The organism is Streptomyces justiciae (assembly GCF_015163075.1).
In the GTDB taxonomy this organism is placed as follows: domain Bacteria; phylum Actinomycetota; class Actinomycetes; order Streptomycetales; family Streptomycetaceae; genus Streptomyces; species Streptomyces justiciae.
Genome location: NZ_JADDXU010000015.1, coordinates 168,433 through 192,383, shown reverse-complemented (window position 1 = coordinate 192,383; position 23,951 = coordinate 168,433). Strand labels below are relative to the sequence as shown.

Annotated in this window: 16 protein-coding genes and 3 pseudogenes; 6 read left to right on the top strand and 13 right to left on the bottom strand. The window is 69.9% G+C overall.

Annotation, left to right across the window (positions count from 1 at the left end; all coding sequences use genetic code 11):
* Window positions 1–232: 232 nt before the first annotated feature.
* Entirely contained in the window at window positions 233–1,312 is a 1,080-nt protein-coding gene (locus tag IQ210_RS34500) for a LacI family DNA-binding transcriptional regulator (protein ID WP_228048993.1), read from the bottom strand.
* A 175-nt stretch (window positions 1,313–1,487) separates the two neighbouring features.
* On the opposite strand from IQ210_RS34500, the gene IQ210_RS34495 reads away from it, so the two are divergent.
* Window positions 1,488–3,656, top strand: a complete 2,169-nt coding sequence (locus tag IQ210_RS34495; protein ID WP_194083109.1) for a glycoside hydrolase family 36 protein — start codon at window positions 1,488–1,490, stop codon at window positions 3,654–3,656.
* 116 nt (window positions 3,657–3,772) lie between these two features.
* On the opposite strand, the gene IQ210_RS34490 is transcribed toward IQ210_RS34495, so the two are convergent.
* Together IQ210_RS34490 and IQ210_RS34485 are read right to left on the bottom strand one after the other, a co-directional pair.
* Window positions 3,773–6,628 carry a carbohydrate binding domain-containing protein gene (locus IQ210_RS34490; RefSeq protein ID WP_194083108.1) on the bottom strand — a complete coding sequence of 952 codons (2,856 nt, stop codon included), beginning with the start codon at window positions 6,626–6,628 and terminating at the stop codon, window positions 3,773–3,775.
* A gap of 83 nt (window positions 6,629–6,711) precedes the next feature.
* A complete protein-coding gene (locus IQ210_RS34485) occupies window positions 6,712–6,912 on the bottom strand; it encodes a hypothetical protein (RefSeq protein WP_194083107.1) in 201 nt (66 codons plus the stop codon).
* A gap of 1,153 nt (window positions 6,913–8,065) precedes the next feature.
* On the opposite strand from IQ210_RS34485, the pseudogene IQ210_RS34480 reads away from it, so the two are divergent.
* Window positions 8,066–8,491, top strand: a pseudogene (locus IQ210_RS34480) (transposase); the annotation flags it as partial.
* Between the two features lie 271 nt (window positions 8,492–8,762).
* Here IQ210_RS34480 and IQ210_RS34475 read toward each other — a convergent pair.
* The 3 genes from IQ210_RS34475 to IQ210_RS34465 all read right to left on the bottom strand — a co-directional run bounded on the left by IQ210_RS34475 (window position 8,763) and on the right by IQ210_RS34465 (window position 11,629).
* Window positions 8,763–10,073 (bottom strand): MFS transporter, encoded by a 1,311-nt coding sequence (locus tag IQ210_RS34475; protein ID WP_194083105.1) that lies wholly within the window; start codon window positions 10,071–10,073, stop codon window positions 8,763–8,765.
* Between the two features lie 226 nt (window positions 10,074–10,299).
* On the bottom strand, window positions 10,300–10,878 hold the full coding sequence (locus IQ210_RS34470) for a GNAT family N-acetyltransferase (protein WP_194083104.1): 579 nt from the start codon (window positions 10,876–10,878) through the stop codon (window positions 10,300–10,302).
* Between the two features lie 46 nt (window positions 10,879–10,924).
* Window positions 10,925–11,629 carry a hypothetical protein gene (locus IQ210_RS34465; protein WP_194083103.1) on the bottom strand — a complete coding sequence of 235 codons (705 nt, stop codon included), beginning with the start codon at window positions 11,627–11,629 and terminating at the stop codon, window positions 10,925–10,927.
* A gap of 505 nt (window positions 11,630–12,134) precedes the next feature.
* On the opposite strand from IQ210_RS34465, the gene IQ210_RS34460 reads away from it, so the two are divergent.
* The 3 genes and pseudogenes from IQ210_RS34460 to IQ210_RS34450 all read left to right on the top strand — a co-directional run.
* Window positions 12,135–12,818: a response regulator transcription factor gene (locus IQ210_RS34460; RefSeq protein WP_194083102.1), complete on the top strand. Its 684-nt coding sequence runs from the start codon at window positions 12,135–12,137 to the stop codon at window positions 12,816–12,818.
* 353 nt (window positions 12,819–13,171) lie between these two features.
* Complete coding sequence (locus IQ210_RS34455; RefSeq protein ID WP_228048929.1) at window positions 13,172–14,179, top strand: sensor histidine kinase; 1,008 nt, start codon at window positions 13,172–13,174, stop codon at window positions 14,177–14,179.
* Between the two features lie 145 nt (window positions 14,180–14,324).
* Window positions 14,325–15,599 (top strand): annotated as a pseudogene (locus IQ210_RS34450) (IS256 family transposase); the annotation flags it as partial.
* A gap of 348 nt (window positions 15,600–15,947) precedes the next feature.
* Here IQ210_RS34450 and IQ210_RS34445 read toward each other — a convergent pair.
* The 3 genes from IQ210_RS34445 to IQ210_RS34435 all read right to left on the bottom strand — a co-directional run bounded on the left by IQ210_RS34445 (window position 15,948) and on the right by IQ210_RS34435 (window position 18,755).
* Entirely contained in the window at window positions 15,948–16,628 is a 681-nt protein-coding gene (locus tag IQ210_RS34445; RefSeq protein ID WP_194083193.1) for a class I SAM-dependent methyltransferase, read from the bottom strand.
* A gap of 317 nt (window positions 16,629–16,945) precedes the next feature.
* Window positions 16,946–17,608 (bottom strand): response regulator, encoded by a 663-nt coding sequence (locus IQ210_RS34440; protein WP_194083100.1) that lies wholly within the window; start codon window positions 17,606–17,608, stop codon window positions 16,946–16,948.
* A complete protein-coding gene (locus IQ210_RS34435) occupies window positions 17,583–18,755 on the bottom strand; it encodes a sensor histidine kinase (protein ID WP_194083099.1) in 1,173 nt (390 codons plus the stop codon). The genes IQ210_RS34440 and IQ210_RS34435 overlap by 26 nt, the downstream gene beginning before the upstream one ends.
* Window positions 18,756–18,930: 175 nt before the next feature.
* On the opposite strand from IQ210_RS34435, the gene IQ210_RS34430 reads away from it, so the two are divergent.
* Window positions 18,931–21,192 (top strand): MMPL family transporter, encoded by a 2,262-nt coding sequence (locus tag IQ210_RS34430; RefSeq protein WP_194083098.1) that lies wholly within the window; start codon window positions 18,931–18,933, stop codon window positions 21,190–21,192.
* 278 nt (window positions 21,193–21,470) lie between these two features.
* Here IQ210_RS34430 and IQ210_RS48010 read toward each other — a convergent pair.
* The 4 genes and pseudogenes from IQ210_RS48010 to IQ210_RS34410 all read right to left on the bottom strand — a co-directional run.
* A pseudogene (locus IQ210_RS48010) lies at window positions 21,471–21,575 on the bottom strand (hypothetical protein); the annotation flags it as partial.
* Window positions 21,576–21,747: 172 nt separating this feature from the next.
* On the bottom strand, window positions 21,748–22,380 hold the full coding sequence (locus IQ210_RS34420) for a hypothetical protein (protein WP_194083097.1): 633 nt from the start codon (window positions 22,378–22,380) through the stop codon (window positions 21,748–21,750).
* Window positions 22,377–22,832, bottom strand: coding sequence for a hypothetical protein (locus IQ210_RS34415; protein ID WP_194083096.1), 456 nt, complete (start codon window positions 22,830–22,832; stop codon window positions 22,377–22,379). Before IQ210_RS34415 ends, IQ210_RS34420 begins: the two co-directional genes overlap by 4 nt.
* Before the next feature lie 457 nt (window positions 22,833–23,289).
* Window positions 23,290–23,919, bottom strand: a complete 630-nt coding sequence (locus IQ210_RS34410) for a helix-turn-helix domain-containing protein (protein WP_194083095.1) — start codon at window positions 23,917–23,919, stop codon at window positions 23,290–23,292.
* Between the last annotated feature and the right edge of the window lie 32 nt (window positions 23,920–23,951).

Genomic DNA, 23,951 nt, shown 5'->3' with positions numbered 1-23,951 from the left:
ATCACGCCATGGCAGCATCACCGCGGAAGGTGCACCAGGTCCATCGCGAACACGATCCTGCCTAGCGGTGGGACGACGGGCATGGCTCTCCTGATGAGCTCCTGCGACGACATGGAGAGAGAGGGCGTCTACTCTCCCCGTAAGGACGTGCCGCGTCCCAGTCAATCGACATGCGGGGCAGGAGCGGCGAAGGAAGGGAAGCTCGGTGCCCGGCACCAGAACGTAGAGCCTGCTACCAGGTCAGCCGCCGCACCGACTGGCGGATGATGAGCTGGGTGCCGAGCACGACGTGGTCCTCGCCGGTGGGAGCCTCGCCGCTGGAAAGGGCCAGACGTACGGCGGTGCGGCCGAGTTCCGCGTAGGGCACCCGGACCGTGGTGAGTGCCGGGGTCAGGTCGGTGGCGAAAGGGACGTCGTCGAAGCCCACCACAGACACGTCGCCGGGAACGTCCCGGCCGGCCTCGCGCAGCGCGGCCAGGGCACCGAGGGCGACCATGTCGGAGGCCGCGAACACCGCCGTGAACTCTGGGCCGTCCCGCAGGGCGTCGCGGGTGCGTGCGTAGCCTGAGGTGCGGGTGTAGGTACCGATGGTGTCGAGATCCCCGTGGTGGTCGACGCCGTGCGCGCGCAGCGCGTCCCGGTATCCGGCCCGGCGTTCCTCCGCACTGCTCATGCCGGCCTCGCCGCCAAGGAAGAGCACCCGTCGGTGGCCGTGCGCGAGAAGGTGCGAGACGGCCTGGAAGGCGCCACCGCGATTGTCGTAATCCACGACCGTGAGCGGCAGGTCGGGGGCCGGCGACGGGCGGCCGACCAGCACCAGGCGCGAGCCTGCGGCGTCCAGGGCCTCGGCGTATCCGGCCATCCGGCGGTCGTACGCCTCCCCGGGCACCGCGCCGCCGACGAGGAGTACAGCGGCAGCGTGCTGTTCCCGCATCAGCTGAACCAGGTCGTCCTCGCGGGCCGGATCGTCGTGCGTGGCGCACACCAGGCTCAGCCTGCCCCGGTCGGCGGCCTCCTGCTCCACCCCGGCAGCGACATGGGCGAGCGACGGGCCGGTGATGTCCTTGATCACCAGGGCGACGGGTCCGGCCACCCGCCCGGAGAGCGCCTTGGCATGCACGTTGACCACATAGTGCAGGGAGGCGACGGCCGCCATGACCCGGGTCCGGGTCTCCTCGGAGACGGGGTAGTTCCCGGCCAGCGTACGGGAAACGGTTGCCACCGAGACGCCCGCCTTCGCGGCGACGTCACGGATCGTACTGGGCCGCTCCGCGGCGGACCCCTCAACGCCGCCCCGCTTCCGCCTGCTCAAACGGCCTGCGCGATCGCCGATCGGCCGCTCACCGCTCCCGTTCTTTGTCACGGCTTGACGTTACTGCATGTGAGGTGCCTTGCGGCAGCCGGAGGGCAGAAGTTAGCGTGATCGAACAGTAATCGTTTTCTATCCGTCCATCTTCCTCTCCTGTCACCCTGGTCGGAGCCACTCCATGACCCTCACACATTTGCGTTGGGGCAGCGACGAGTTGTCGCTGCTGATCTCGCTCGACCCGTCGGGCCCCGCACGCCTGCTGGCGGTGGGCGAGCCGACCGGACTGCCCCACGCGAACGCCGACTTGTGCGCGCGACTCGCGCGGCGGGCGTTGCCGCTGGTGGAGATCCAGGCGGCGGGCGACGGACGGCTCGGCACCTCGGGCAAACGGCACGTCGACGGCGGGCTCTCCCGCCGCCTGCGCTGCGTCAGCCACGAGGAGGGCGTGGAAGGGAAGGTGCACACACTGCGTGTGCGGATGGCGGACGAGGTGACCGGGCTGCGGGTGACCACCATGTTCCGGACACGTGCCGGAGTGCCCGTGGTGCACAGCGAGGCCCTCGTGGAGAACGCGGGCGACGCCCCGGTGACGTTGGAGTACGTCTCCTCCTTCGCCCTGTCCAACCTGGCCCGGCACCTTCCGGACGGTGAAAGCTGGGAGGACGGACTGTCCCTGTGGCTGGCGCCCAACCCCTGGAGCGGAGAGTTCCGTTGGTCGCGGGCCACCCTCGGCGAGCGGGGACTGTACGACGTCGGCATGGCCGCCTACGGCCAGACCGGGTCGAAGAACCGCGTCGCCGTGACCAACACGGGATCCTGGTCCTCCTCCGAGTACCTGCCGATGGGCTGCCTGGAGGAGATGGCGACCGGCCGCGCCCTGCTCTGGCAGATCGAGCACAACGGCTCCTGGCACGCCGAACTCGGCGACCGTTTCGACGACGTGTACCTCACCCTCTCCGGCCCCACCGACCGCGAACACCAGTGGCGCCGCCGCCTCGACCCGGGCGCGGAGTTCCGTACGGTCCCGGCGGCCCTGGCCGTCGTACCGGAAGGCGGCCTGGAAGCCGCGGTCGGCGCGCTGACCGCCCATCGGCGCGCCACCCGCCGCCCGCACCCGGACCTCGTCCAACTGCCCGTCGTCTTCAACGACTTCATGAACAGCCTGATGGGCGAACCCACCACCGGGGCGCTGCTGCCCCTGGTCGACGCGGCGGCGGACGCGGGCGCCGAGGTGTTCTGCATCGACGCCGGCTGGTACGACGCCGAACCACCTGGCACCGTCGGACCTGGCGGAGTGCCCGGCTGGTGGGACGCCGTGGGCGAATGGCGGGAATCGAAGCCGCGCTTCCCCGGCGGGCTCAGCGAGGTTATCGACCAGATCCGCGAGCGCGGGATGGTACCGGGGCTGTGGCTGGAGCCGGAGGTCGTCGGGGTGCGCAGCGAGGTCGCCGGCGCGCTGCCGGACGAGGCGTTCTTCCGACGCGACGGCGTCCGTCTCGCCGAGTGGGGCCGCCACCAGCTGGACCTGCGCCACCCGGCCGCCCGCAAGCATCTCGACGACGTCGTGGACCGGCTGGTGCACGACTACGGCGTCGGCTACCTCAAGCTCGACTACAACATCGACATCGGTCCCGGCACCGACGGCCCCACCGGCACCGACAGCCCCGGCGACGGCCTGCTCGGCCACAACCGCGCCTACCTCGACTGGCTCGATAGCGTCCAGGACCGCCATCCCGGCCTGGTCCTGGAGAGCTGCGCGGCCGGCGGCAGCCGTACCGACCACGCGATCCTCTCCCGGCTGCCGATCCACTCGATCACCGACCAGCAGGACTTCCGGCTCATCCCCGCGATCGCCGCCGCAGCGCCCACCGCCGTCACCCCGGAACAGGGGGCGATCTGGGCCTACCCGCAGCCTTGGCACACCGACGCCGAACTCGGCACTCTGCTGGTCTCGGCCCTGCTCGGCCGAGTCCACCTCAGCGGCCGGCCCGACCTGCTGAGCAACCGTCAGATGGCTCTGGTACAGGATGCCTTGACTGTCTACAAGACCTACCGCGAGTTGCTCCCCCACGCCCGCCCGCACTGGCCGCTCGGCCTGCCCTGCTGGCGCGACGGCTGGCTTGCCCTCGCCCTGGACACGCCGGACGGAACGACGTTGCTTGCGCTGTGGCGACGGGAAGGGGCGCCCGAGTCGGTGACGGTCCCGCTCTCCGCCGGCGGTCATCCGCGGGTGCTGTTCGAGGCTGGGGTGCGCACGAACCCGGAATGGGACGAGGACAGGAAGGGGTTGCAGGTGAGCCTGCCGGTCGAGGGGTCCGCGGTCCTCGTGGCGCTCGATCCGTCGTGACCGCCGTGCCGGAGCGGCCGACCCGCTGATCGCGGCGAGGTCGTTGGACGGGACGGCCCTGTCCCTCCGGGTCCCGCTCCGGAGGGACAGGGCCGTCCCCGGGCCTTCCGGTGGGATCAGCGTCTGCGCAGCACCACGGTGGTGCCGGGCTTCACGCACAGCTCGGCGTTCCCGCTTACCTTCGCCCCGGTCACGAGGTTCGTGGAGGCGCCGAAGCCCTTCGTGGTGAAGGTGTAGCTGCGGCTTTCCGTCGTGTTCATGGCGATCAGGTACGAGCCGTACTGGCATCGGTAGAAGGAGGCGCGGCCGGCGTACGGGCTCTCGACCCCCGTGTCCCGCTCCGGAGTGTCGTCCGGGGCCTTGGACAGGGGTAGCACCTGGCCCGCGAACGCCTGGTGCAGGGTATCGCCGGGCGGGGTGAAGCCGCCGTCCGGGATGGGGAGGTCGTTCACCGTGAACTCCCAGTTGACCCAGTCGGGTTCGGTGAAGGCCCTGCCGTCGGGAACGTACTTGACGTCCTGCCAGACCGTGCCCGAGCGCTCGATGCCGTCGGGAGTGATGTGGTGGACGCGGGCGAGCCGGTTGACGCCCCAACGGGCCCGCCAGTACAGGGAGGCGAAGAGGATCTCCTCGCCGTGCTTGATCGCGACGAGGCCGTTCTCCTCATCGGAGAAGACGAAGTCGGGCGCTCCCGCCGACATGGGCAGCTTCGCTCCGCTGCCGGCGGCGGTCCTGATGTACGCGTAGTCGGCGGCGGTGGACAGCAGGTTGAGGTTGGTGCGGGCGGAGACGGTCGCCTCGTAGGTGCCCTCCAGAGACAGGAACGCCTGCCCCTCGGTGAGGGACTGCTGGGCGTAGGAGGTCAGGTCCGGGTCCTTGATCTGGGCGGCCATCTTCAGCGCGTGACCGTCCCACTTGGCGTCCTGGTCGTAGGCGACCTTGCCCGGATATTCGGTGTCACGCCAGCCCACCATGGTCTCCAGGCGCATCGTCCGGTAGCCGTCGCGGTCCACGGAGGGGTAGCGGAAGACCGCCCGCGCCTTGGCCATCTTGACCAGGTGGTCGCGCAGCGTGCTGTCCTCGACGCCGCCGATGACGGTCACCGCGTCGTACACGAAGGACAGCCATTCCTGGAGTTCGCCGTAACTGCCCGCGTATCCCAGCTCCTTGGAGATGCCCTTCTTCGTGACCTGGTGGTATGACCCGCCCAGCGGCTTGGTCGGGGTGCCGTCCGCCGTCTCCGGGCCGAGCCAGGGGACAAGGCCGACGGCCTGGTAGAGGTAGTCGCGGGCTTTGGTCTCGCCCCAGGCGTCGGCGGAGCCGAGCCAGGTCAGGCCGCGGTCGGCGAGGTAGAGGCCGATGGAGCAGATGATGGCCTGGTTGGTGTACTGCGGGATGTGCCGACGCCAGTACTCGCGGCTGCCCAGCAGCATCTGCGCCCAGGCGGCCCGGCGCGTCACCGGTGTGTGGGTGGAGCCGGCCGGCTCGGTCATGGTCAGGTCGTCGAACCAGGCGGTGCCGGTGCCCGACAGCCGGACGGAGACGGCGACCTGGGTGGCGGTGCCGGGCGTGGTGACGGTGGCCGTCACGTGCTCCCAGTCGTGAGTGCCGGACGAGGCGTAGAACTTGTTGTCGGTGCCGACCATGGCGCCGTCGGCGTCGTAGAAGAGGATGTCCAGGTAGGCGCTGTTGCTCCCCACGCCGTCGGTCTTGACCCAGGCGCCGTAGGTGTAGGTGCCCTGGTCCACCGGGAGCTTCGCCGAGGTGGTGTAGCCGACCGTGCCGGCACCGGGGATGGTGATCTTCGCGGAGGCGTGGCCGGTGCGGTACTCGGTGGTGTCACGGGAAGCGGTGCCGCTGCCGGACCAGGTGGATGACTTCCAGCCGGTCGTACCGAACTCGAAACCCGGATTGCTCAGTCCGTACGGCGATCCGAGGACCGGTTCATCGAGCAGCGGCTCAAGGTCGTCGGCGAGGCACAGCATGACGAGGCCGGCCCGGCCCAGCCCCATCCACTGCTGAGTGGAACCGGTCATCACGGAGGAGTCGGCCACGTACTTCCAGTAGACGGCGTCCAGGCTGCGGGCGATCTGCGGCGGTACGGCGATGTTCTGGTACGCGTTGGTCGAGGACATGTTGTAGGCGCGGGCCAGAAAGTCCAGGTACCACAGCTCGGTCTGGGCACTGGTGCGGGCGGCCTCGGCCGCGGCCCGGGTCAGGACACGGGTATTGATCGTGTCGACGATCTCGGAGCCGGGCAATGTCCGGATCGCCGGAGCCGGCAGTGCGCCGGTCACATCATCGGCGGTAGTGTCGAAGTAGGGCTCGTCGTGGGTGTAGAGGCGGTAAATGGTGCGGCTGGGGCCTTCCATGTCCTTGTAGTAGGCGTCGGCCGTGTTCGCGTAGCCGGCGATGCTCCCCATGGCCCGGACTTCGAGGGCGATCGACGACTTGCCAGCAGTGAGGTCGCGGGGCAGCGGCAGCGTGTGGAAGAAGAAGCGTTCCAGCGACCGGGGATCGTCAGTCGCGATGTCGAGGGGGTCGACGGCCCCCAGGTGGTAGTGCCCGACCTGCTTGCCCTCGGCGAACAACTGCAGCCGACCCAGTTCGGCGCCGCGCTCCGAACCCCACAGCTTGACGGTGATGTAGGTAGCCCCCTCGGGCCTGCAGGCCATCCGCGCGGCCAGCGAGCCGCCCCAGAATCCCGCGGCTTCCGGGGCGTTGAGCACCCGGGCGGTCTGGTCCAGGCCGCCCCTGACGACGTCGGAGCGGGTCGCGGCAAGACCGTGCGCGCTCTCCGAGTCGCGGTCACCGAGGACGAGCGTGTCGAGGGGAACGGCGGCGGCTTGTCCGGCCACCGTCCTGGCTTCGGCCTCGGCGGCCCGGGCGCTGCCGCCCTGCCACAGCCAGCCCACGGCTGTGGCTCCCGCGGTCATCTTCAGAAGCGACCTGCGCTGAACAGACTCGGACATGTCTGTGTTCCCTTCGACGTTGGAGGGGGTGTACGGAGGTGAAACGTTGTGGAGAGTTACGGGATCGCGGTGTCACGCGCGGTTCAGGCTCGGATGTCGAGGTCGACCTTGGCCGCGGTGTGGGCGAGCGGCATGCCTGCGTTGAGCAGGGCCAGTTCCGTCACGACGGTGCGCCCGAGAGGTTCCGGCTTCTTGCCGAGAGCACCGGCGATTCGGGAGGCGAGGAAGACGTTCGGCAGGTCGTACACGGGCGAGCCGGAGGGGAGCGGTTCGGGATCGGTCACGTTGGGCACCAGGCTGATCCGTCCGTCTAGTTCCGCGGTCGGCGCGTCCCGATCAGTTGGCACACCGCGCCGTCGGGGATGACCGGCGGGCGCCGGCGGTCGAGTGACCGGTGGGTCTGCGCGGTCATGGGGGCACGCAGGGCCGACGATCCCGTTGGAGTGCGATAGACCGTCCAGCAGGAGCGCCCGGCCCCCTGCTCCGCGCTTCGGCGTCGTCTACGTACGAGTCGCGAAGAGCAACGGCGCCGTCGAACAGCCTCAGCGACCCCGGCACTCGGCGGCCAGCTTGGGAGGCGCCGACGCTCCCGACGCGACGCCCGAACTTGCCGCCGGGATCATGGTCACCGGGTACTGGGCAGGCCCACCCGGTTCGGGAGCGCGAGCGGAATCCGAACAACTGCCTCCCCGCCGGCGGTATCGCGTCGTCCATCCGGCCGGGTGCGCAGGCCGCGGTGTGCAGGACGGACCACGGAGCGGGAGCAGCCGTGCCCTGCGACCGCACTATGAACGGCTCGGGGAGGAACTGGGAGAGATGCGCCGGGTCTGTAGCCGACACAGCTCGGGACAGCACGGATCCGGACATAGGTCTCCTGCTTCAGGAGCATGGGGTAGGGGAAACGAGGTGGAAACCTTCAGTAAACGTATTCCACAAGCTAACCACCCATGTCCTTGCGGTCAATGGCCGGACTCCACACAGGCTCGACCTCGCCCGCCGCCTTCACCACCACGGACGCATCGCACCAGGTCAACCGCACAGTGATCCACGCTCACCATCAAGCCGTCACCGGAAAGAGCTGACGCGGTAGACGCAGTGCGGGCACAAACGTTTACTCCACCTCGCCTCCCTGCCCGCGACGAACGTTCCACAGCAAGACCGTGCGAGGTGGACAGTGGCACCGTTCACGAGGGTCATCTCCGGCTCGGCCACTCGCTCCAAGCACATCCGAGAGCCTTCGGGCCAGGAGGCCACCGCCGTGAACGCTCACCATTGATCACCTCTTGACCGCCCGCCAGTTCAGGGTCGCCTCTGATCAACGGTCGCCGCCGAGCGGTATCCCGAGAGACAGGCGAGCTGCCTGGCAGCGGACGGAATGCCTGGTCAGAGACATATCCTTGTGGCGGCGGGCTCCTTTTGGCATCGATGAGTTCACGGATGAACTCCGCAACACGCCAAGGACTTAGAGGTCCTAACAGAAGTCAGTTGATCAGGTGGCTGTCGGTGCGGTGGTTCGTTGGTTCGGTCGTGGGGAAGCACCAGCCGAGGCCGTGGATCGTCTCGGACGAACTGTGGTCGTTGATCGAGCCGTTGTTGCCCGAACCGGGTCCGAAGTGGGTGGCGGGCCGGCCTCGGGTTCCGGACCGGCAAGCGCTGTGCGGGATCCTGTTCGTGCTGCATACCGGGATCCAGTGGGAGTACCTGCCCCAGGAGCTGGGTTTCGGCTCGGGTATGACTTGTTGGCGTCGCCTGGCGGCGTGGAACGAGGCGGGCGTGTGGGATCAGCTGCACCTGATGGTGCTGCGGAAGCTGCGGTCGGCGAAGAACCTGGACTGGTCGCGGGGGAGCTCGTCGGTGATGGCATCGTGAGCGAGGGAGCGACGAAGGCCGGCGAGAAGCATCATCGCCGTCTCGTGATCGTTGGATACCCGACAGCTCAACAGCTGGCCGGCTACGTCAACCGTCACCGCGCCCATCAGGCCCCACCTTTCGGGATTCTCAGGTCGTACCAGGTCTCCGCGCCGTCGGGGCTGGTTGCCCAGGTCCCGCCGTGATCCGCCACTAGCCACCTTCAGGCACAGAGACGACGTTGATGGCGAGAGATTCTGGGGCTGGGGTCTAGCCGCACCGGCACTCAGCTGCTCGCCCTCCTGGGGGTGGCTACAGCGCTGCCGGGCGGTTTCCGGACCCGGGGCACCCCGGACGCGGTGATCCACAGCACGCTCAGCACGGCACCCACGGTGCCGATCCACAAGGTGGGCCGCAGACCGAGCACGCTGCCCAGGATGCCGGCCAGTACCGCGCCGACGGGGCGGACACCGAAGTTGGCGGTCTGCACCACGCCCATCACCCGGGAGCGGAGCGTGGGCGGGATGACGGCGATCAGGTAACTGTTGGCGGCGATGTCCAGGACGGTCACCCCACAGCCGGCGCCGAGCTGCGCGGCGGACACGGCTGCGATCACCAGTGGCATGGGGCCGTCGGCCAGCGGTACGAGGAGCAGGGGCAGGCTGAAGCCCACGAAGCCGGTCACAACGGTGGGGCCGAGGCCTATGCGTCGCACCGCGCGCGGCGCGACGTAGGCGCCGGCCAGGCCGCCGAGCCCGAACGCGGCGAACACCGCCCCCAGCACCCCGGGCCCCAGACCCAGCACGGTGGTCCCGTACAGCACGAACAAGGTCATCAGGAAGGTGTGGCACAGGCTCAGCATCGCGACCCCCGCCAGCAGCAGGGCGGGCGTGCGGTTGGCTTTCACCCATCGCAGTCCGTCCGCGAGCCCGCTCTCGCCACGGGCTGCGGGTGGCGCCTCCTGCGCCCGGATGCCTCCCAGACAGAGCGCCGACACCAGGTATGTGACGGCGTCCACCAGCAGGGCGAACGGCGCGGACAGTGCCTGGACCAGGGCCCCGCCCGTACTCGGGCCGGCGACCGCGGCCGCCGAACGGCTCCCGGAGAGCAGTGCGTTGCCGTCCACATACCGCTCCGGGGCCACGACGGAGGCGTACACGTGGTGATTGCAGACCCGGAACAAGACGGTCAGCGCCCCGACGACAAGCTCTGTCACGAACAGGTGGGCGAGCGTCAGCGTCCCCCACGCGTACGCCAGCGGCACGGAGGCCACGGCAGCGAACCGCCCCAGGTCCGCCACGATCATCGCCCGGCGCCGGCTGGTCTGCCGGTCCGCCCACGCTCCGCCGGGGATCGACAGCAGCAGCGAGGGCAGCAGCGCCAGCGCCGTGAGCCACCCCATCTCCGCCGCCCCTGCGTCCAGCAGCACCACAGCGGCCAGCGGTATCGCCAGAATATTGATCTCGTCCCCGACCAGCGAGACGCTCTGCGCACTCCAGTACAGGCGAAACCCTCGCTCCCGCAGCAGACTCACCTGCCGCGGAACTCCTACGGCACTCCCCCACCGGCGGCCCGCCTCCGCACCGGCCCTGGTCATCGCCCCGCTCCGCCGGCACGGTCCGGCGTGGCGCACGCGCCGAGGCCATCAGCTCCGGTGCCTCGCCTCGCCCTCCGCCTCTGCAGCCTGTCCCTGCCGCAGCCACGACCGGCAGGCGTCTGGTTCGCCACTCGCCGCTTCACCGTTGACCGCGTCGACGCGCTGTGCCAGCGCTCCCCCAGGGCAGCACCCCGCGGGCCGTGGGCGGCTGCCGTCGCATGCCCGGTCACCGGTTCGCCGGGGCCGCGGCCACCGGAAGGGTCAGCAGCATGATGTGCGAGACGGGCTCACCATCGGCCGGCCGCCAGCGACCGACCTGGCGATAACCCCACGCGGCGTAGGCGGCATGCGCCGGCGCCGCCTCAGGCTCGGGCCGCATCGCCAACGCCACACGCTCCACACCCAAACCGTCCAGAAGACCGGCATGCAGCCGCGCGGCCACTCCCTGTCTGCGCCATTCGGCACGCACGGCGAGTTCCACGATCGCCAGCGTGCGCTCGCCGGTCTCGGCCGCGACCTCAGCCGTCGGCTCCTCCTCCATGGCCTTCCACCAGCCGGTGTCCGGCGGCAGCGGATAGCCGAAGGCGTAGCCGACGGGCTGGGTACCGCAGCGGGCGATGACCAGCCGGGCGCGGGGGAGCCGAACTTCCTGCGCGAAGCGGTCGATGAAGTCAGCGATCCCTTTCACGCCCTCGCAGTACGGCGGCTCGACCCACACCTCCTTGTACATCGGCAGCACCACATCGAGCTGCGCGGCGCATTCCAGGCCCTCCCACCGATCCACCACCACCGGCGCACTTCCCATCCCACTCCCCTCCCTGCAGCCGCCACCAACCAGAGCCGGCCGCCCGCTACCTGCCGCTCGGGCCGACAGCGATGGACCTGCGGGAGCGCTCCGTCATACCGACGCCGCCACTCGAGGCGACTGAACAACCGGCAGAGCGGCGGGAATCGACGCCCGGAGAGCCGTTCGCGCTCTCAAGGACCCGGGTGACCATGCGGGTACCGATACCGATCCCGCCCTTCGCCGTGGTCGGGTAGCGGACAGCCCTGCGGGTCCCGACACCAATCCCGCCGGTCTTCAACGCGGCGAGGTAGCGCACCGACCGGCGGGAGCCCACACCGATCCCGCCCTTCGCGGTGGCAAGGTGGCGGACGGCCCTGCGGGTCCCGACACCAATGCCACCGCCCTTCAACGAGGCGGGACAGCGGAGGGCCCGGTGGGAACCGATGCCACCGCCGCTGCCGTTGAACGTGACGGAGCCCCGGAACGACCTGCGGGTACCCGTACTCGGACCGCCCTTCACGGTGGCAAGGTAGCGGACGGCCCTGCGGGTGCCGATGCCGATGCCGCCCTTCGCCGTGGCGGGATAGCGGACCGACCTACGCGAACCGACGCCGATCCCGCCGTTCTTCGCGGTGGCACGGTGGTGCACGGGCCTGCGGGTACCGACCCCGATGGTGCCCTTCAACGTGGCGGGGTGAAAGGCGGGTGTGCCCAGGTCGGGTGTGCGGGAGTCAATGCCCTCTGCAGACTCCATCGTCAGTGCGCTCATGTGTGAAGTCCTTTCGACGACGATGCGTGTTGTCAGAACTGATGCGAACGAAGGGCGCTGCACGTCAGCCGGGGCCCCTTCTTGCCAGTCCCGGTTTTCGGCCTTGGCTTCCTGAGCGGCACGAGAACCCGGTGTCCCACACCGAACCGCTCTCATCGCCGACCACCGCGGCCCGCCGGACACAGCGCAGTACCCGGTGGCTACTGTGCTCGACACCCAACTCGGGGTGTCCCTATAACTGTTCAGGTTGCGCAGACAACAGGAGCCAACTGACGCTCAACAGCGGACTGTTCGAGCAACGAGGGAAGACCCGAAGCATCGTCTTCCTGCACGGATGCGTAAATGACACATGCCACGGGTGCCGGAGCGGGTGGGTGGTTGGATCGCCCGGCAGTTTCCCTCGTTGCTCGGCAGCAACAGTGCCACGAGACAGCTGTGAGGACTCTGAAGGATCCTGAAGGCATCTTCAGGAAGCTGGGTGCTGTCATGGGTGATCCTGATAGGCATGCGAATACTGGTGGTGGAGGACGACCCGCGCCTGGCCGAACTGCTGCGCCGCGGACTCGTCGGTGAGGGATACGCCGTCGACCTCGCCCACGACGGGCTGCGCGGCCTGGAGCTGGCCCTCGTCAACGGCTACGACGCCATCGTCCTGGACGTGATGCTCCCCCGCCTGAACGGCTACCGGCTGTGCGCGCAGCTTCGGGAGGCCGGGGTGTGGACGCCGGTGCTGATGCTGACCGCGAAGGACGGCGAGTACGACGAGGCCGAGGGCCTGGACACCGGCGCCGACGACTACGTCACCAAGCCCTTCTCCTTCATCGCACTGACCGCCCGACTGCGGGCCCTGCTGCGCCGCGGCCAGCCGACCCGGCCCGCCGTCATCCGGATCGGGGACCTGGAGATCGACCCCGCCACCCGCAGCTGCCGGCGCGGAACCCAGGAAGTGACGCTGACCGTGCGGGAGTTCGCCGTCCTGGAATACCTCGCCCGCCGCAGAGGCGAGATCGTCGCCAAGACCGAAGTCCTCGAACACGTCTGGGACGACACCTTCGGCGGCGACATCAACGTCGTCGAGGTCTACATCAGCACCCTGCGCCGAAAAATCGACACACCCTTCCAGCGCCGCACCATCCACACCATCCGCGGCATCGGCTACCGCCTCGACGCAGAAAGCCCCCACGCATGAAGCGGCCCCGTCTCCGGGCACTATGGCGCCGACTGCGGCCCGGCACCATGCGGATGCGCCTCACCCTGCTCACCGCCGGCATCACCTTGGTCCCCCTGGCCGCAGGCGCTGTCGCGGTCGGTATGACCGTCAAGATGACGCTCTTCCAGGAGGCCCAGGAGAAGACGTCCTCTCTCAGTCCACCGGGTGGTTACACGCCGGGAGCCGCCCCTCCCTGTACCCGGCATCCGATGCTCGACATGACCGAAGGCGAACATAGATTCACGATCTGCCTCGCGGTAGGCGATTCAGACGAAGGACTCATACCTGCCCTGTCGCTCATACCGTGGACCGACCCCCAGGAATCCCCGCCCATGCGAGGCCACTTCGACGGGGACATGCAGGTGATTCACTCCCTCGATGTCTACCAGACCCGGTTGAACACCCTCATGTGGTCCCTCACCGGAGGCACCCTGGGGCTCACCCTGTTGGTCACGGGCAGCACATGGCTGGCGGTCGGCCGGGTACTGCGTCCGATCGAGGCCATCCGTTCCGAATTCGCCGACCTCAGCGCCCATCACCTCGACCGGCGCGTCCCCGTCCCCCGGGCAGGAAACGAAATCGCACGCCTCGCCAACACCATGAACGACACCCTCGACCGGCTCGAGGCCGCGGTCACCCAGCAGCGCCGGTTCGTCGCCGACGCCTCCCACGAACTGCGCACCCCCCTCGCCGCGTTGCGTGCCGAACTTGAACTTGCCCTGAACCGGCCCGAGAACGCCCACTGGCCACAAGTCGTCACCGACGCCCTCGGCGACACCCTGCGCCTTCAGCACCTCGCCACCGACCTGCTCCTGCTCGCCCGCCTCGACGCCACCACCACCGAACCGCCCAACAGCCGCCTCTTCGACCTGGACGAGCTCGTCCGCGACGAACTCGCCCGCCGCCGCCTACCGGTCCATCTCACTCTCGTCCCGCAGATCGAGCCCGGCCCCCTCACCGTGCACGGCAGCAGCAGCCTTCTCGCCCGCGTACTGGGCAACCTCCTCGACAACGCCGAACGCCACGCCAACAGCACCGTCACCGTCCGCCTGACCCACCACCTCGACGACCAGACCGTCGCCCTGGACGTCCAGGACGACGGCCCCGGCATCCCCCTCGAAGACCACCAACGCATCTTCGAGCGCTTCACCCGCCTCGACGAAGCCCGCACCCGCGACGCCGGCGGCGCAGGCCTCGGCCTCGCCATCGCCCACCGCATCACCACGCTCCACCGCGGCACCCTCACCCTCAACGCCGCCACTCCCGGTGCCCACTTCACTCTTCGCCTCCCTGCACCAGCCCCTCAAGGGGGCGGCTTCGACTCGGCCAGGGCGCGGTGATCGTGATCACGTACAAGGTGACGAAGAGGCCGTCGACGACGCGGTGCAGCACGGCAACCTCCGCGTCGACTCCGGCCAGCGCGCACCGGTCCTCTGGGGTCTGTACGGTCTTCGGTGTAACTCCCGATCATGGAAGTAGCACCTGATGAGCGACGTGACTGTCTCTGCTGAGGCGGTTGAAGAGGTCCGGCCGACCGAGTTGCTGGACGACCAGTTGATCGGGCAGCTGGTCGACCGAGCCCGCGCGAGCGGCCTGCAGTTGACTGGCGACGGCGGGCTGCAGCAGCAGCTGACCAAGCGCGTGCTGGAGTCCGCCCTGGAAGGCGCGATCACCGACCACCTCGGCTACAAGAAGCACGACCCGGCCGGTGCCGGCAGCGGCAACAGCCGTAACGGGGCCCGGTCCAAGACCGTGCTGACCGACGTCGGCCCGGTGGAGATCACGGTGCCGCGTGACCGCGACGGCAGCTTTGAGCCGCAGATCGTCAAGAAGCGGCAGCAGCGGCTGACCGGCGTCGACGCGATGGGCCTGTCGCTGTCCACGCGTGGTCTGACGCACGGTGGCATCTCCGCCCACCTGGCCGAGGTCTATGGCGCGAGCGTGTCCACGCAGACCAACTCGACCATCACCGACAAGGTCATGGACGGGATGGCCGAGTGCCAGAACCGGCCGCTGGACCCGGTCTATCCGGTGATCTTCATCGACTGCGTGCACGTCAAGGTGCGAGACGGGCAGGTGGCGTACCGGCCCGTCGACGTCGCACTCTCGGTCACGGTGGACGGCACGCGCGACATTCTCGGCCTCTGGGCCGGCGACGGCGGCGAGGGCGCCAAGTACTTGCTCCAGGTCCTGACCGAGATCAAAAACCGCGGCGCCGAGGACGTGTGCATGGTCGTCTGCGACGTGCTCAAGGGCCTGCCCGACTCGATCTCGGCGGTCTGGCCCCAGGCGGTGACCCAGACCTGTGTCGTCCACCTGATCCGGGCGTCGTTCCGCTACGCGGGCCGCCAGGACTGGGACAAGATTTCCCGCGCACTCAAGCCCATCTACACGGCTCCGACTGCGAGCGCGGCGGAAGACCGGCTCCTGGAGTCCCAGGAAGAGTCGGGCGCCAAATATCCGGCGATCGTGCGGCTTTGGGAGAACGCCTGGGCCGAGTTCGTGCCCTTCCTTCAATTCGACACCGAGATCCGCCGCGTCGTCTGCACCACCAACGCGATCGAGTCGGTCAACACGCGCATACGAAAAGCCGTCCGGGCCCGCGGGCACTTCCCGAACGAGGCCGCAGCCCTCACATGCGTCGACATGGCCGTCATGAGCCTCGACCCCACCGGCCAGGGACGCAAACGCTGGACCATGCGCTGGAAGCCTGCCCTGCAGGCCTTCGACATCGCTTCGACGGCCGACTCTCCGTGGGCCGCCGCTAACTCACACCACCCGAGTTACACCGTTGGCTGGACAGACCCGCCGGAAGCCGTGACGGCCACGGCTTCTGCGCGGTGCCCGATCACGTTCACGGTGTCGTATGACCGCTCGACGTGTCCGTCCAGGAGGACGGCGGGCGCCTCGAGCAGCGTGCGTCGGCAGCTGTCCCGGGCGGGTGGGGAGAAAACGAGGTTGACCATTCCGGTCTCGTCTTCCAGGGCGCCGAAAGCGACGCCGTTGGCGGTGGACGGGCGTTGGAGGTATTTGGCGAGTCCGCCGAGCCGGACGCGGGTCGGATCGTCCCGCCTGCCCAGATGCCGGGCTTGCCGTGAGCGGAGGGGCTCAGCTCAGCCGTCGCGCACGCAGCACCAGGTCGTCGGTGTGGTGGGCGCCGGCCCCGCCGTCGGGCGCCACGCGTGGTCGCTGCTCGTTCACCTCCACCTCCCAGTCGTCGGTGAGCAGAGCGGCGACCATCGAGGGCCAGACGTAGTCAGCCGGGTCGAAGCCGCCCTCGTGCGCCTGCTGGGTGTCCATCCCCGCGTGATGGACGAGCAGCAGCACGCCGCCGGGCGCGACGGCGGCGAGGAGCGCTCGCTCGGCTGCGGCGTCGGGGGTGCGCAGCAGGGCTGGATACTGCGCGGAGACCAGGTCGAAGGAGGCCGGCGGGAGCGCCGCTTCCGTCAGCGCGGCGTGTACCCAGCGAACAGCCACACCCGCGTCCCGCGCGTGCCCGGCCGCCCGCTCCAGCGCCACGCCCGAGACCTCGAGCGCGGTCACGTCCCAGCCGCCGCACGCAAGCCAGACGGCGTCCGCGCCCTCGCCGCAGCCGACGTCGAGAACCCGCCCAGGCGTCAGCCCGGCGACCTCGGCCACCAGCGCACCGTTGGGCCGGCCGCTCCATAGCTGTTGCCGGTCGGTGTATCGGCTGTCCCACTCCGCCCGCACCGCGGGGTCTCCGACATATCCGTCGCCGGGCAAGGAAGTGTCAGACGCGGGCGATCCCGCTGCAAGGTTCTCGGTCACCGGCCCAACGTCACCTATCCCGGCCCGCTCACGCCACTGCTGTTGCCGCTCCGGCAAAAACGGCGTCCCAGACGGCAAGCAACCGGACATCGGAGGGGTTGGTCCTGGTGAGGTCTTTGTTCCAGATCGTCGAGGCGTGCAGATGGAGGCTGGCGAGGTTGCCGTCGGGATGCTTGTCGTATCGGGTGTCTCGCCGTGCCCGTTCCGGCCTCCTCGTACGTCACGCTCGGGGCGGGTGAGGCACGTGGAGCCGGCGTGAGCCGAACCGTGCGCCGATGTCCTGGCGCGGACTCATGGGAGATGGCCCGGCACCCGGCTCAGGTTCCGGGGAGGATACGGCGCGTTTCGTAGGCCCACATCGCGATCTCAACCCGGTTGCGGGCGCCGAGTTTGGCCAACAGGCTGGCCAGATGCGTCTTCACCGTGCTGAGGCTGATGTGCAGTGCATCGGCGATCTCGGTGTTGGTCAGCCCGCGGGCGACGGCGAGGAGCACCTGCTCCTCGCGGGCGGTGACGGGTGAGACCGGCTGGGCCACGGGCCGGCCGGCGGGCAGGTCCGCGAATGCCTGGAGGAGACGGACAGTGACGCTGGGGGCGATGAGCGCCTCACCGTCGGACGCCGACCGAACGGCCTGCGCCAGGAGGTCCGGTCCCGTGTCTTTGAGGAGGAATCCGCGGGCACCCGCGCGGAGTGAGCCGTAGACGTACTCGTCGAGGTCGAACGTGGTGATGACGACCACGGCCAGCGGGTCGGCGACGCCCGGTCCGGCGAGCAGCCGGGTGGCCTCGAGCCCGTCGAGGACGGGCATGCGGATGTCGAACAGGCAGACGTCAGGGCGCAGTTCGCGGGCCAGACGTACCGCTTCCTGTCCGTCGGCCGCCTCGCCGACCACCTCGATGCCGGGCTGGGCATTCAGCATGATCCGCAGCCCGGTGCGGACGATGGTCTGGTCGTCAGCGACGAGGACGCGAATGGACACCGCTGTCGTTCCTCGCTCTCGGCAGTTCGGCTTCGACATGCCAGCCCCGGTCGGTGCCGGGGCCGGCTTGTAGTGTGCCGCCGAGCAGGGTCGCGCGCTCGCGCAGTCCGGTAAGTCCGTATCCGTCGCGACCCCGGCCGGTGCGCCGGCCGTTGTCGCGCACGCTCACCCGTACCGTGTGCCGTTCGGCGGCGACCCGGACGACGAGCTCGGTCGCGTCGACCGCATGGCGCATGGTGTTGGTGACCGACTCCTGCACGATCCGGTAGACGGCCGCGTCCACGGCCGGGGCCAGCGCGTCCAGTTCGCCGTCGAGCCCCAGGTCGACCCTGAGGCGACCACCCGGGGTGCGCACCAGGCGCTCCAGATCCGCGACACCGGCAGGGGGCGCCAGCTCGGCGCCTGCCCCGCGGTCGCGCAGCGTGGCGACCATGGCGCGCATTTCCTCCAGCGTGCGCGCCCCTTCCTCCTCGACCCCCTCCAGCGCCTCGACGGCGGCGGACGGGTCGGTGCCCGCGAGTACGCGGCCCGCCTGGGCGATGATCACCATGGCCGACACGTGGTGGGCCACCGTGTCGTGCAGTTCCCGGGCGAGCTGCTCGCGCTCGCGGGAGCGCACCTGCTCCACCTGCCGCTCGCGAGCGGTCACCCAGAACCGCACGGCAGCCCCGACCACGCCGGGCAGCAGCAGGAAGACGATGCCTACGACGTTCTCGATGACCGGGGTCTCGTCCGTGACGGAACACAGCGTGCTGGTCGCGAGGATCACCGCGCCGCCCAGCACGACCTCGCGTCCCGACCCCCACCGGGGCAGCGAGTACACCAGCACGAGCACGACCGCGCTCGTGTACAGGCCGACGGGCTCGCGCGGTGCGGCGACGAGCCAGGCCACCTGAAGCAGCATCACCGAGCCGAACGCCAGCGTGACCATCGCCAGCGGGCGGGTCCGGCGCCACAGGAGCAGCAGGCACAGCCATACGGCGAACACCACCGCCACCGGCCGCCACACGACGTTCTCGCGCAGGGTGGCCTCCAGCACCACACCGGCAAGGCCCGCGGCGAGCAGCACCCAGTCCCGCCACACCCGGGCGGGCGCGACGGGCGGACGGGGCTCGGTCCACAGGGTTCGCAGGTCGTCTCGCAGCACGGTTCTCAGCGTAGGGACCGCGCCGCGGTGCGCATCGGCCGAAAGGACGGGGGCTCACTACGACTTGGGGCCGACGGATCCGCGGCCCGGGGGCCGATGCCGCAGAGCGCCGTGGCGACGAGCCTCGGCTTCGGCGGCCGTACAAGGACGGCCGACGAGGTGGTTGGAGGACCCGATGCTCTCGAATGCCCTGTTGCGCCTGGGCGGGGGCGCCGCTCGCCATCCCTGGCGGGTGATCGCGGCATGGCTGGTCGCCGCCACGCTCGCCGTCCTCGCCGCGATCGCCTTCGGCGGGCGGACCGCGGACTCGATGACCGCACCGGGACTGGACTCCCAGCGGGCCGCCGAACTGATCGAGCGGGCCGGCACCGGCCAGGAGGGGATGACCGCCCAAGTGGTCGTCACCCCCCTCGACGGCGCTGCGACGTTCTTCGACCACGGCAGCGCGCGCACCGCTCTCACGCGGTTGCAGACCGAGGTGAAGCGGCTGCCGCACGTGCTCGGCACAACCGACCCGGTGGGGGCACTGGACGCAGGCGGGGACACCGCCGTGCGCGGCGGTCTTGTGTCGGCCGACGGGCGGATCGCAGTCGTCCGGGTGCAGTATCCCGACCAGAGCCGGCTGTCGGCCGAGGACCTCGACGCCCTCGTCGATCTCGGCGACCGGCTGCGTGCCGAGCTGCCCCTGCGCATCGAGATGGGCGGGAACCTCTTCTACGCTTTCTCCGACCCCGGCGGTGGCGCGAGCGAGTTGATCGGCCTCCTCGCCGCGGCCGCGATCCTGTTCCTGGCGTTCGGTTCGCTCGTCGCCGCCGCGCTGCCGATCGGCATGGCGGTCTTCGGGCTGACCGTCGGGGTTGCCCCGATGACGGTACTGGCGAGGGTGACGGACGTCCCGACCTTCGCCCCTGTCCTGGGCAGCATGGTCGGGCTCGGAGTGGGCATCGACTACGCGCTGTTCGTCCTCGCCAGGCACCGGGAGTACCTCGCGCACGGGCTCGATCCGCACGAGGCGGCGGGGCGAGCGGTGGCCACGGCGGGGCCGCCGGTGGTCTTCGCCGGCGGCACCGTCGTCGTGTCGATCCTCGGCCTGGCGGTCGCGAACGTACCGTTCATGACGGTCGGCGGGTTCGCCGTCTCGATCGTCGTCCTGACCATGGTGTTCGCGTCGGTGACGCTGCTGCCCGCCTTCCTCGGCGCCGCCGGCGCGCGTCTGGGGCGGGCCGGCCGCATCGGCCGGGCTCTTCGGGCCGGGCGGCTCGGCCGCCGGCGGGGCGCGGCGGCGGGCGCCGCCCCCGCCGCCGGGTGGCGACGCTGGATCGGGCACGTCAGCCGGCACCCGGTGCCGTACGCGATCGGCGCGGCAGGGCTTCTGCTGACGGCGACGCTGCCCGTGCTCGGCCTGCGCGTCGGCCTGCCCGACGACGGCTCACTGCCCCACAGCCGGACCGAGCGCCGCGCCTACGATCTCGTCGCCGAGGGATTCGGCCCGGGCACCAACGGTCCCCTCGTCATCGCCGCGGACCCCGCCGGTGATCCGGGAGTGCTGGACCGGCTCGTCGAGGCGGTCGCGGCGGATCCGGGCATCGCATCCCTCGCCCCGACGCACATCGATCGGGCCACCGGCATCGCGACCCTCCTGGTGTTCCCGACCACCAGCCCTCAGGACAAGGCCACGGCCGACACCATCGCCCGGCTGCGCACCGACGTGCTGCCCACGGCGATCGGGCACGGCCCGGCCAGGGCCCACGTCGGCGGCGCCGCCGCGAGCCTGTCCGATGTGGGCAGGCGCACCAGCCAGCGCCTGCCGGTGTTCGTCGCCGCCGTGCTGGCGATGTCGTTCCTGCTGCTGATGCTGGTCTTCCGCTCGATACTCGTACCGCTCAAGGCGGTACTGCTGAATCTGCTGAGCATCGGCGCGGCCTACGGCATCATGGTCGCGGTCTTCCAGTGGGGCTGGGCAGGCCCACTCATCGGGCTGGAGGCGACGGTTCCGATCGTGTCGTTCATCCCGATGTTCCTCTTCGCCATCCTGTTCGGCCTGTCGATGGACTACGAGGTGTTCCTCCTCTCCCGCGTCCGCGAGGAATACCTGCGCACCGGCGACAACGGCACGGCGATCGTCGAGGGCGTCTCGGGCACCGCCCGGATCATCACCTCGGCCGCCCTCATCATGGTGGCGGTCTTCCTGTCCTTCGCCGTCGCCGAGGACCCCTCCACCAAGATGTTCGGGCTCGGCCTGGCCACCGCGATCTTCATCGACGCCACGGTCGTACGCATGGTGCTGGTACCGGCGACCATGACACTCCTCGGCCGGACCAACTGGTGGCTGCCGAAATGGCTGGCCCGGACACTCCCCCGCGGCACGGCCGGCACCGACGACACCGACGCGGAATCCACCGGTGAGGCCCCGCGTTCACGGCTGGTCGACCGTTGACTCAGCTCCTGCCCGCCCATGGCGTCCGGCACCTCAGCGCGGCACCCAGTACAACGTCCGCGAACTGCACCTGCTGAAACAGGCGGCAGGGGCGGCACAGAGGACACGAACGTGACCTGCTGGCCTGCTGACGCGAAGCTCCTCACATTGAGCGGGAAGGAGGAGGCCGAGAGCAGCACTGGCGAGTGGACGGGCTCCGTCACCCGTGGCCTGCACGGCGGACAGACGAAGGGGGCAGTTTCCAGTCCCTCTCGCCCCACGGCGAAGAAGGCGGTCGCCACGAGCGCGCCGGTGCCGATGGCGAGGGCCTGGTCCAGCCTTCCCTGCGGTTCGACCTTCAGGTGTCGGCCGGAGCGGCGCTTCCAGAAGACCGTCCGGGGCATCAGGGCCACGGCGAGGGCCGACCCACGCTCAGACTCGGGGTGACCTCGCTGCCCCCGCCGAGTCAGATCAGCGGCAGCCGGCTCCGGTCGCCGGTCTTGACGAACTGGGCGCCGAGGCTGGCCTCGTCGCCCTCCCGCAGACCCATGAGGTGGTTGGCGAACGGTCTCCTTGTCAGGAGTGGCTGTTGAGGAAGCCGATGAAGCTTGCGCCCCACCAGCCGAGCTGGCTGATGGTCGCGGCGAGGCCCGACTGGATGAGAAGCCCGCGGGGCACCCGCTGGTCGCGGTAGTGGTCGAGGTGCTGGCCGAGTCGGTGGGCATACAGGCCGTTGAGGGTGATGACCAGGACGAGTCCGAGCTTGATCTGGGTCAGCCGCGAGGCCGGGTCCGGATGCAGGAAGAGGCCGGTGGCCATCAGCCCGGCAAGGCCGAGCCAGATCGGAACCTGGAGTGCGGAGGCGGTGTTGAGGACGTCGGCCAGCCGCCGTCGGCCGAGCAGCCACAGGACGGCGAACCAGTCGACGGCGAGCACCGCGCCCAGGCCGACCACCAGGGCTGCGACGTGCAGGAAGCGGGCCACGGTCCGCAGCGCCGCATCGGCGTGGACGTGGCCGGACATCCAGCACACGGCGGCCAGGGCGGCGGAGCTCAGGATGCCCACCGCGACGAGAACCCACAGCGGCGTGTGCGCATGGGCAGGCGCTTCGTGGCCGGCCGACGATGGCTGCTGCGGGCCTGCGGTGCGCCAAGGGCCTTCAGCAGCCAGGGGTCTGTCGGGTGACAGGGCCACCGGTTCAGCGCTCATTCTTCAGTTCCACGTTGGCGAGCGTGACGCTTGGCCGCCTCGCTCAGCGCGGGCTTCTCGCCACTGGCACTGCGCCGCAGGAAGGTCGGCCGCTGCGGCGTGGCGCGCAGGGTGTACGTGCCGCCAGTGGGGACGGAGAAGTTGTCGGCGTAGTGGAAGGTCTCGGCGTGACAGGAGTTCAGGTCCTGGACCTGGGCCACCTCGTCCTTGGCATCCACGACCTCCGGGCGGATCGGCACGTTCGGCACCATGGGGCCGGTCTTGGTCACCCCGCCGCGTGCCGCGAACTCCGCCTCAAGGACGGTGCGCTGATGCGCCACACCCGCAGGCGCCGTCTCCTTCGCCGACTCCCCCGCGGGAGCCTTGTCGGCGTTGCCGGTGACAGCGCTGCCACAGGCAGCCAGGGCGAGTGGAGCGGCTATCACCAGGGAGCGCGGCACGGATCGAGGCATGGCCGAAATCTTTCGGTCGGAAGTAAGGCAAGGCGAACCTAAGAGGTTGCTGTGAGCCCGTCAAGCGATCACACAATACGGTATATATACGGCATGCCGGAACATTCGGAGATGGATTCCTGTCCCACCCAAGGCAGTTGAGTACCCATCAGGTAGGTGGCCCCAGCTCACTGACCGGGTAATAACGATCAGTATCTGGACAAGTGAACCCCGCGCCTGGACCGCGCGCCGTCCACACCGCCCCGTACAGCCTCAGGAACAGGATGTGGCGCCCGGTGAGGGGCTGAGGCCGCTTCACAGACGGCGACGCCGGGGTGGTCGCAGGCGTGGCCGGGGCTTGCGCAGTCCGTTGTGTTCCGGCCCGGGATCGGCCAGCGCCACTCGGATGACGTGGCGGATGGGACCCAACGAAGCAGCATGGTTGTCACCGACAAGGCACGCCACTTGTCACGGCTGCTCACTCAGCAGCTTCGCTGTCACCCGTCCCGCGAGCAGCGGCCGGAGGGGTGCGCAGCCGTTGGCGCTCGCCCTGCGGTCCGAACATGATCAGGTACTCGACCGGGCCGCCGGGGCTGGTGTTCGCCACCCCGTGCGGGGTGCGGGTGTCGAACTCGGCGACGTCCCCGGGGGTCAGGACGAGGTCTTGGTCGCCGAGCGCGAGCCACAGTCGTCCGTACAGGACACACAGCCACTCGTAGCCGTCGTGGGAGACCTGCCGGGGCCGGACGGGCGGGTCCTGGAGGGCGGGCAGGATGTGCTTGTGGGCGTGCAGGCCGCCGACGTACCGGGTCAATGGCAGCACTGCCTTGTCGTCGCCGAAGCTCAGCGGCGCCGCAGCGCGCGGCTTGGCCGCGGGGTCGGGTGCCGTGCCGGCCAGCTCGTCCAGGGAGACGCCGTACTCCTTCGACAGCTGCAACAGCACCTCCAAGGTGGGCTTGCGCCGGCCGGTCTCCATCCGGGACAGCGTGCTGGGCGAGATGCCGGTCGCGCAGCTGACACCGGCGAGCGTCGCGCCGTGGCGCTCGCGCGCGGCCCGCAACCGGGGCCCCATCGCGGCCAGCGTGCCCTCCACGTCATCGACTGCCACCGCTGTCACCCTCTTCCTTGCATGCGCTGCAC